We start from the raw sequence: 8639 nt of genomic DNA, 5'->3' as shown, positions 1-8639 counted from the left end.
AGAGACAGCCCGAGACCTATATCCGGGTGTACAAGGCATTTCTCCTACTCGTGGGTATCATGCGGTTTCGGAGAAGCCTCCGCGGACTTCCCCGTCCACCTGTCGAAAGAACGACCACAGGGAGCAGGCCGTGCGCGAGTTCAGCGTCCCCGCGATGGTGGAGGTCCCCGACTCCGCCGTACTGACCGACGCGCCCTTCACCCGGGCCGCCGAAGCACCGGGGACGATCGTGGCACGCCGCAAGAGCGGCCCCGCCGAGGCTCCGGTGTGGAGCGCGGTCACCGCCGCCGAGTTCGCGGCCGAGGCCGCCGGGATCGCCAAGGGGCTGATCGCGGCCGGGATCGAGCCCGGGGACCGGGTCGGGCTGCTGTCGCGGACCCGCTACGAGTGGACCGTTCTCGACTACGCGATCTGGGCGGCCGGCGCGGTCTCCGTCCCGATCTACGAGACGTCCTCCGCCGAGCAGATCGAGTGGATCGCCGGCGACTCCGGCGCCAAGGCGGTGTTCGCCGAGACGGACGAGCATGTGGCGGCGGTCGAGGGGCTCCGCGACAGGCTCCCGGGTCTCGCGCACGTGTGGGGCATCGACACGGGCGGTCTCGACGAGGTCGCCGGGCTCGGCGCCGAGGTCGGGGACGACGTGGTCGAGGAACGCCGCAAGTCGCGGGACTCCGCCGACGTCGCGACGCTCATCTACACCTCGGGCACGACGGGGCGGCCCAAGGGCTGCGAGATCACCCACGGGAACCTGGTGGCGACCGCCCGCAACGCCGTGCAGGGCGCGATCGCCGAGGTCACCGTGGACGGCAACTCCACGCTGCTGTTCCTGCCGCTGGCGCACGTGTTCGCCCGGCTGATCCAGGTCGCGGTGATCGAGGGCGGCATCATCCTCGGGCACAGCGACGTCCCGAACCTGCTGCCCGACCTCGCCACGTTCCGGCCGACGTTCCTGCTCGCCGTCCCGCGCGTGTTCGAGAAGGTCTACAACGGCGCCGAGCAGAAGGCCGCGGCCGACGGCAAGGGCAAGATCTTCAAGGCGGCGGCGGAGACCGCGGTCGCCTACAGCCGCGCGCTGGACGGCGGCGGCCCCGGGATCGGGCTGAAGGCGAAGCACAAGGTCTTCGACGCGCTGGTGTACAAGAAGCTGCGCGCGGCGGTCGGCGGCGAGGTGATGTACGCGGTGTCGGGCGGCGCGGCGCTCGGCGAGCGGCTCGGGCACTTCTTCCGCGGGGTCGGCATCACGATCCTGGAGGGCTACGGCCTCACCGAGACGACGGCGCCGATCAGCGTCAACCGCCCGACCGGGATCAAGATCGGGACGGTGGGGATGCCGATCCCGGGCGTGGACGTCCGGATCGCGGAGGACGGCGAGGTCCTCGCCCGCGGCGTCAACATCATGCGCGGCTACTGGAACAACGAGGCCGCGACCAAGGAGGTCCTGGACGAGGACGGCTGGTTCCACACCGGCGACCTCGGCTCCCTCGACGGCGACGGCTACCTGAAGATCACCGGACGGAAGAAGGAGATCCTCGTCACCGCGGCGGGCAAGAACGTCGCGCCCGCCCCGCTGGAGGACAGGATCCGCGCGCATCCGCTGGTCAGCCAGTGCCTGGTGGTCGGCGACGGCCGCAAGTTCATCACCGCGCTCGTCACGCTGGACGAGGAGGCGCTCAAGCCGTGGAAGGAGCGGCACGGCAAGCCCGCGGACATGTCGCTGGACGAGCTGCGCCGCGACCCCGACGTCGTCGCGGAGATCGAAGCGGCGATCGCGGCGGCGAACACCTCGGTCAGCCACGCCGAGGCGATCAAGAAGCAGGTGATCCTCGGGGTCGACTTCACCGAGGAGTCCGGCCACCTGACGCCCAGCCTCAAGGTCAAGCGCAACGTGGTGCTGGCGGACTTCGCGGACGAGATCGAGGCCCTCTACGCCCCCTGACCGCCGATGGCCGGGCGGAGCGAAGCGACGGCGTCCTCGATCCGGGTGGGGCCGTTCAGCAGGTCGAGCGTGCGGTGCCGGACGTCGCTCGCGTCGAGCAGCGCGACGATGACCGCGGCGACGTCGGCGCGGGTCACCACGTCGTGCCCGAGCGGCGGTTCGGCGAGGGTGACCAGGCCGGTGGGCGGGTCGTCGGTGAGGCGGCCGGGACGCAGGATCAGCCAGTCGAGGGCGTCGCGGCGGCGGAGGTCGGCCTCGGCCTCGCCCTTGGCGCGGATGTAGGCGTCCCACACGTCGCCGCGCCCCGGCGCCGGGGCTTCGTCCGCCCCCATGGCGGATATCTGGAGGAAGCCGCGGACGCCCGCGCTCTCCGCCGCGTCCGCCATCAGCACGGACGCGCCGCGGTCGACGGTGTCCTTGCGCGCGACGCCGCTGCCGGGGCCCGCGCCGGCGGCGAACACGACCGCGTCGGCGCCGGTGACGTGCCCGGCCACCTCGGCCGGATCCGCGGACTCCAGGTCGCACACGACCGGCCCGGCGCCCGTGGCCCGCACGTCGCCCGCGTGGGCGGGGTTGCGGATGAGGCCGAGCACGGTGTCCCCCCGCGCGGCGAGCAGCCGCGAGAGCCGCAGCGCGATCTTCCCGTGCCCGCCCGCTATCACGATGTTCATAGCAAGATCGTAGGGTCGGGGGCGCGGATCGGTGTGGAGGCGGCCGGTGAGGCGCGCCGCCGGTGGTGGCGGGGCGGCGCCCTGTCCTCACCGGCCGCGGGTCCTCACCGGCCGCGCGCGGTCAGCGGCGCCGGCCGGAGTTGATGGCGGCGACCGCCTGCCGCATCAGCCGGTCGCCCATGACGTTGATGAAGTCGCCGTGGTCGGTCACCGGGTCGTGCCCCTGCTCGGGGAACGAGTCGAGCGCGAAGGCCAGCGCCCTCGCGGGGACCCGGTAGGACAGCGTCATCCGCAACTGCGGGATGGCCCGCGTGCCCCGGGGGCACTGCCCCGTCCGCTTGTCGGCGAAGGAGACGTGGGACCGGTGGTTGGCGCTGTCGGTGTTCTGCCCGTCCCAGCAGCCGGCGAAGTTCAGGATGCGCAGCACCTGGCTGCCGCGCGGGCACAGCGGGTACTTGTCGGTGAAGCCGCGGTTCTGGAAGCCGCTGCACGACCACAGGGCGTTCGCGTTGGCCAGGCCGTTCGTCGCGGACTTGGCGTCGCCGGTCGCCATCCGCAGGAACGGCGGCATCGCCGTCACCTTGCTGCGCGGGTTGCCGAGGAACTGCAGGCGGACGGACGAGGGCTCGACGATGCTGCCGACGTTGCCGTCTAGGCGGCTCTGCTCGGCCCGGTCGGAGTCGTCCTCGCCGGAGCGCAGCCGCAGCACGGGCCAGAAGTAGGTGGACTTGTCGCCGTTGGTGCAGGTCGTCCCGGCGGCGGCGAGGGTCTCGTCGGTGGAGAACGCGTCGGTGTCGAGGTTGCCGACGTAGTCGTGGATGTGGTGCGCGCCGTTCTGGACGCCGGGCGCCGCGACGACGTTGTCGGGGTTGCTGTGCGCCTGGCCCTCGTTCGTGCCGCAGTTGACGGAGAACACGCCGCGCGAGCCCCACCGGGACGTGCGCGGTACCTGGATGCGCGGGGCGCGGCGGATGTCGACGAACTGGTCGCGGCGCGGTCCCGGCTTCACCGCGCTCGGGGGCGGGGGCGCGGGCGCGGACGGTTCGGCGGACGGGTCCGCGGGCGGCTCCCCGGGCGGCTCGGCCGACGGGTCGGCCGAGGGATCCGCGGGCGGCTCCCCGGGCGGCTCGGCCGACGGGTCCGCGGACGGGTCGGCGGGCGGGTCGGCGGGCGGCGGCTCCGCGGTCGGGTCGGCGGTCGGGTCACCGGGGGCCTGAAGGGTCCGGGGCTGCGCGAGCGCGGCACCGCCCACCGCCTGGGTCACTGCGGTGGCGAGGGCGAGCGCCGGGATCATCGCGGCGAATGCTTTCTTCCTATTGCTTCCCATGGAAAGGTGCTCCCTTTTGCGGGGTGGGATGTACGTCAGTGCAGGGCGCGCCTGGGGACCAGGCCCGTGCTCTCCAGCAGCGACATATGCGTGTTGACGAATTTCATCGACCGTTCGGCGAACGCGCGGATCTCGGTGTTCTCGGTCTGCGCGCGCACCTTGGCGATGACCGTGAAGACACTTCCGTGCGCGGCGCGCAGCCGCAGCACGAACGTCTTGTCGTAATCGATCCCGTACTTGCCCGACATCTCTCTCAGCCAGCTTTTCTGGCTCCCGTTGGGCTCGGTGGGAAGGAGCACGCCGAGCCGCTGCGCCGTGGCGCGGGCGTCGGCGTCCAGCTGCACGTGCTGCTGCATGATGATCTCGCCGACCTCCCGCACCCGCGGCCGGGTGGCGCGCTGCTGTGCCTGCTGGCCTGCGGGAATCTCCCACAGCCCGGCCTGCCTGACCGCGACGAGCAGCTTCCTGTCGTCGGTGCTGAGCCGTCCCCAGCGGGTGTTGACGGTGCCGCCGAGGTTCGCCGCCCCGCTCGCGGGGACGCCGACCGGGGCCATGATGACCGCGAAGGCGCCCGCCACCGCGGCCACGACCGCCAGGATCAGCAGCACGCGGCCCCGGCGGCGGAATCGCGGCCGCCTGCGCGTTTCGGCGATTCCGTAGGATTTCCTCAAGGAACTTCTTCCTCCTTCCGAGGATCTCTCGCACGGACCCGGCACAGTTCGGTGGGAGATACGCACCGGGCCGGGTCCGGGGTTCAACGGTGTCCATCTTTTTTATTGACTTTTCGCAGCGCCCGGAATGGCTCCGAGCAGCGGCCGGTCAGCCGCGCCGGGACGAGATGTCCGGGACGCCCGCGACGACGCGCAGCGCCAGCGCCGGGCACATCGCGACCGCCTTCTGCACGTCCTTCTCCATCCAGGACGGGATGTCGGTGCCGAGCACGACCGGGAACCCGTACCGGTCGAGCTGGATCAGTTCGGGGACGAGGTAGGCGCACAGCCCGTGCCCGTCGCAGCGGCTCCAGTCGATCGCGACGCGCCCCTCCGTGCCGTCCGGGATCGGCAGCGGCAGCACCCCGTAGGTCGACAGTCCGCAGCCGCCGCCCCACCGGTGCGCGTCGATGTCCGGGCCGAACGCCTCCATCGCCGACAGCACGAACCTGGCCGTCCCGTCCGGGTGGGTGCAGGCGCCGCGGCCCCGGCCGACGCCGGCGGCGCGGCGGACGTCCTCCACCGACCCGCCGCCCTCGGTGAGCGAGTTCAGCGACCGGACGACGTCCGGCAGCCCGAGCCGGCACGGCCCGCACTGCCCGGCCGACTGCGCCGCCAGGTAGGACGCGATCCGGGTGACCTCGCCGAGCGGGCAGGTGCCCTGCGTGAGCGGCAGGATGATCCCGGCGCCGACCGTCCCGCCGACCCGGCGCATCCCGGCGCGCGACAGCACGGCCCGCGACACCTGCGCCGGGCCGAGCCACATCCCGTGGTAGCCGCCGACGAGCACGCCCGGCGACGGCGGCACCTGGCAGTGGTCGAGGACGGCCTGCAGCGGCGTGCCGAGCGGCGCCTCCACGACCTGGGTGCCGCCGACGGTCAGCAGCGTGGTGCCCGGCTCCTCCTCCGTCCCGGTGGAGGCGTACAGGTCGGGGCCGAGCGAGACCAGCACGGCGAGCTGCGCGAACGTCTCGGTGTTGGACAGCAGCGTCGGGTACCCGTCCACGCCGGACTCCGACGCGCGGACCTTCACGCCCGGCGGGATCGGCGCCTCCCCGTTGATCGCGCGGACCACCGCGCCGCTCTCCCCGGAGATGAACCGGTCCGTCAGCCGGACGATCCGCGCGGGCATCCGCCGCTCGACGATCGCGGCGCGGACCGACCGGGCGGCCTCGTCGTCCTCGACGGCGACGACGATCCGCTGCGTGCCGATGGCGGACGCGGCGATCTGCGCCCCGTCCAGGACGAGGTGCGGCGCCCGGCCGAGCAGGACCTTGTCCTTCGCGCTGCCCGGCTCGCCCTCGGCGCCGTTCACCACGACGACCACGTCCTCGCTGGAGCCGCGCGCGTCGCGCTTCTCGCCGGGCAGCAGCGGCGGCGGGTCGGTGGTCGGGTACCTCACCCGCGCCGCGACGGCCATCAGCTTGCGCGCGAACGGGAAGCCCGCGCCGCCGCGGCCGCGCAGGTCGACCTGCTCGCACGCGCGGACGAGCTCGTCCAGCGACGGCGCGCGGAGCTTGCCGTGCACGGCGAGGTGCCGGTCGAGGTCCAGCCGGTCGAACCGGTCGAACCCGAGCGTCAGCCGGGGCCCGCCGATGCCGGAGACGGCGACGGTCGACGTCATCGCAGGACCTCGGAATCACGGCCGCGGTCGCCGTACTCGCCGTAGCCGTCGCGGGCCGCGGCGGCGGCGCGGGCCTCCTCGTGCTCGCGTTCCGCCATGGCGCGGCGGTCGCGGCGGCGCCCGGCGCCGTCCGGCCGGGAGAACGCGTCGATCTCGTCGCCCGCGCGCGGCAGCTCCCGCGGCTTGATCACGACGATGATGCGGGTGATCAGCGCGAGGACGACGAACACCACGCTCAGCACGTAGGAGAGCACGACCCACGCGGGCGCGGACCGTCCGGCGGTCACGCCGTGCAGGATCGCCATCGGCCAGGCCACGTACGCGAGGACGTGCATCGACCGCCACAGCCACGCCTTGCCGCGGAACGCGAACCGCACCCGCAGCATCCCGGTGATCACGATGAGGATCATCAGGTCGGCGGCGATCGTGCCGATCCCGACCGGCCCGGCGTCCGGGACGACGATCTGGACGGGCAGTGCCAGCCCGGACATCACCTTCACCGACACGTGCGCGACCAGCATCGCCGTCGCGACGACGGCGGACGCGCGGTGCAGCGCCTGCGCCAGCACCCGGTGCCGGATCTGCAGGATCAGCCGCTCGGTCGCCAGCAGGCCGCTCATCACCGCGGTGGTGTAGGCGACGAGCGCGAACGTCCCGGCGTAGTAGTTGAGGAAGTACTGCACGTTCGCGACCGCGACGGCGCCCTGCGGGGTCGCCGCGCCGACGAGCACGAGCACCGCGCCGACGAGCACCACGCGCAGCACCCAGCCGGGCACCGCGGGATCATCACTGTTGCGAATTCGCACCGATCGGACTCCTCTTCTCGATGGCGGCCGGCGCCGGAAGGGCGACCGGTCCGTCGCCGTCCAGCGGCGGGAGGCCCGGGGAGGGCGATGACGGCGGCGCGTCGTCCGCCGGGGGGACCGGGCCGAGGTTGGCCAGCAGGCCCCCGGGAAGCACCTGCAGCACGCCGCGCTCGGCGAAGCCGACGAGGGGGTCGGCGCGCTCCCGGAACGTCCAGCCGCCGATCCGGGCGCCTTCGAGCGGGACCGTTCCGCCGCCGCGCCGCACCCCGAACGCGACCTCGGCGCGCGGCGCCGCGGCCCCGCCGCAGGGCCGGTCGGAGCCGGTGCGGCCGAGCGTGTCGCCCTGCTCGACGGCGGCGCCGTCGCGCACCTTCGCCGGGACGTCCCGCACGCGGTAGTAGGTGGTGGCGACGCCGCTTGGATGGATCACCATGATCATCGCGCGGCCGGCGGAGTCGGCGCAGAAGCGGTAGAGGCGGCCGTCGCCGGACGCGAGGACGCGGCCGTCGCCGCCCGCGAACGCCAGCGACGCCAGCGGCCGCGCGGACCCCTCCGCGGTCGTCATCGACCAGGCCTCGCCGACCTTCCACGGCAGCATCAGCCCGTCGCCGGCGCGCGTGCCGTTGACGAGGGAGGTGGCCCGTTCCTCCGTGACGGCCGCGTACCTGCGCAGCGCGGCCGCCTCCGCCGCGGGCATCACGTCGGTGGGGACGGCGCCGAGCAGGTCGCTGAACAGCCGCCCGCCGGAGAGCCCGGCCTGCCATTCCCGTCCCGTCCAGCGGGCCGCGTAGAACGCGACCTCGGGGTTGGCGGCGCTGGACTCCGGGACGGGGATCGCGGTGGTGCCGAACACCCAGGTCTTGTCGGCGCTCGTCCGGGTCGCGCCCACGACCGGGGCCTTCACCGGCGCGGCACCGTAGACCCGCCGGGCGGCCGCGCCGCGCTGGGCGAGGGTCAGCTTCCGCACCTGCGCGGCGAGGACCCGCAGGTCGGGGCCGCCCGGCGCGGCCGGCCCGCCGCTCTCGCCGGGCCGCGGCGACTGCTGCGACGGCTGCCCGGGGACGCCGCCGCGGTCCGGCGGCGTGATCGCCCGCTGCGACCCGATGGGACCGGACGAGCCGCCGATGGGCCCGCCCTCCAGCAGCGCCCGCTCGGCGATGCCCAGCAGGGACAGCCCGACCGCGGTCGACAGCACGATCGCGCCGATGCCGAGCCGGTCGCTCGGGCCCCGCCCGCCGCGCGGCTTCGCCCGCGGCCCGGGGCGCGCCGGCATCCCGTGCCGGGCCTGCACGCCCGCGGGCTGCCGCGTCCGGGACGCCCGCCGCTCCGGCCGCGGACGGGCCCGCTCGGCGCGCCGCGCCCCCGCCGACCGGCGCGGCCGGAACTCCCGCGACCGGTCGCGCTGCGGCCTGGGCCCGCCGACCCGCGCGTCGAACTGCTCGGGCATACCGCCGAACCCCTCGGCACCGGCGGTGAACGCCCTGGTCCCGGTCCGCTCGGCACCCCCCTCCGCCGGGGCGGGCCGCTCAGCACGTGCGTCGGGCTGCCGGGGCCCGGGGGCGGGA

At 74.3% G+C, this 8639-nt stretch carries 6 protein-coding genes and 1 pseudogene; 1 reads left to right on the top strand and 6 read right to left on the bottom strand.

Annotation, left to right across the window (positions count from 1 at the left end):
* Positions 1–130 precede the first annotated feature (130 nt).
* Positions 131–1936 (top strand): long-chain fatty acid--CoA ligase, encoded by a 1806-nt coding sequence (locus E1264_RS35980; RefSeq protein WP_207936694.1) that lies wholly within the window; start codon positions 131–133, stop codon positions 1934–1936.
* Here E1264_RS35980 and E1264_RS35975 read toward each other — a convergent pair.
* The 6 genes and pseudogenes from E1264_RS35975 to E1264_RS35950 all read right to left on the bottom strand — a co-directional run.
* Positions 1924–2607: an SDR family oxidoreductase gene (locus E1264_RS35975; protein WP_132180895.1), complete on the bottom strand. Its 684-nt coding sequence runs from the start codon at positions 2605–2607 to the stop codon at positions 1924–1926. The genes E1264_RS35980 and E1264_RS35975 overlap by 13 nt on opposite strands.
* Before the next feature lie 121 nt (positions 2608–2728).
* The gene (locus E1264_RS35970; protein WP_207936692.1) at positions 2729–3934 is read right to left on the bottom strand and encodes a DUF1996 domain-containing protein; all 1206 of its coding nucleotides are present in this window, start codon (positions 3932–3934) and stop codon (positions 2729–2731) included.
* Between the two features lie 35 nt (positions 3935–3969).
* Entirely contained in the window at positions 3970–4605 is a 636-nt protein-coding gene (locus tag E1264_RS35965; RefSeq protein WP_243711376.1) for a DUF4142 domain-containing protein, read from the bottom strand.
* 148 nt (positions 4606–4753) lie between these two features.
* Positions 4754–6268, bottom strand: a complete 1515-nt coding sequence (locus E1264_RS35960) for an NADH-quinone oxidoreductase subunit NuoF family protein (protein WP_132180893.1) — start codon at positions 6266–6268, stop codon at positions 4754–4756.
* Positions 6265–7074, bottom strand: coding sequence for a hypothetical protein (locus E1264_RS35955; protein WP_132180891.1), 810 nt, complete (start codon positions 7072–7074; stop codon positions 6265–6267). Before E1264_RS35955 ends, E1264_RS35960 begins: the two co-directional genes overlap by 4 nt.
* Positions 7055–8639, bottom strand: a pseudogene (locus tag E1264_RS35950) (hypothetical protein); the annotation flags it as partial. The gene E1264_RS35955 and the pseudogene E1264_RS35950, both read right to left, overlap by 20 nt.

It is taken from the genome of Actinomadura sp. KC216, from assembly GCF_004348535.1.
Lineage (GTDB): Bacteria > Actinomycetota > Actinomycetes > Streptosporangiales > Streptosporangiaceae > Spirillospora.
This window is presented reverse-complemented; position numbering and strand designations above follow the sequence as displayed.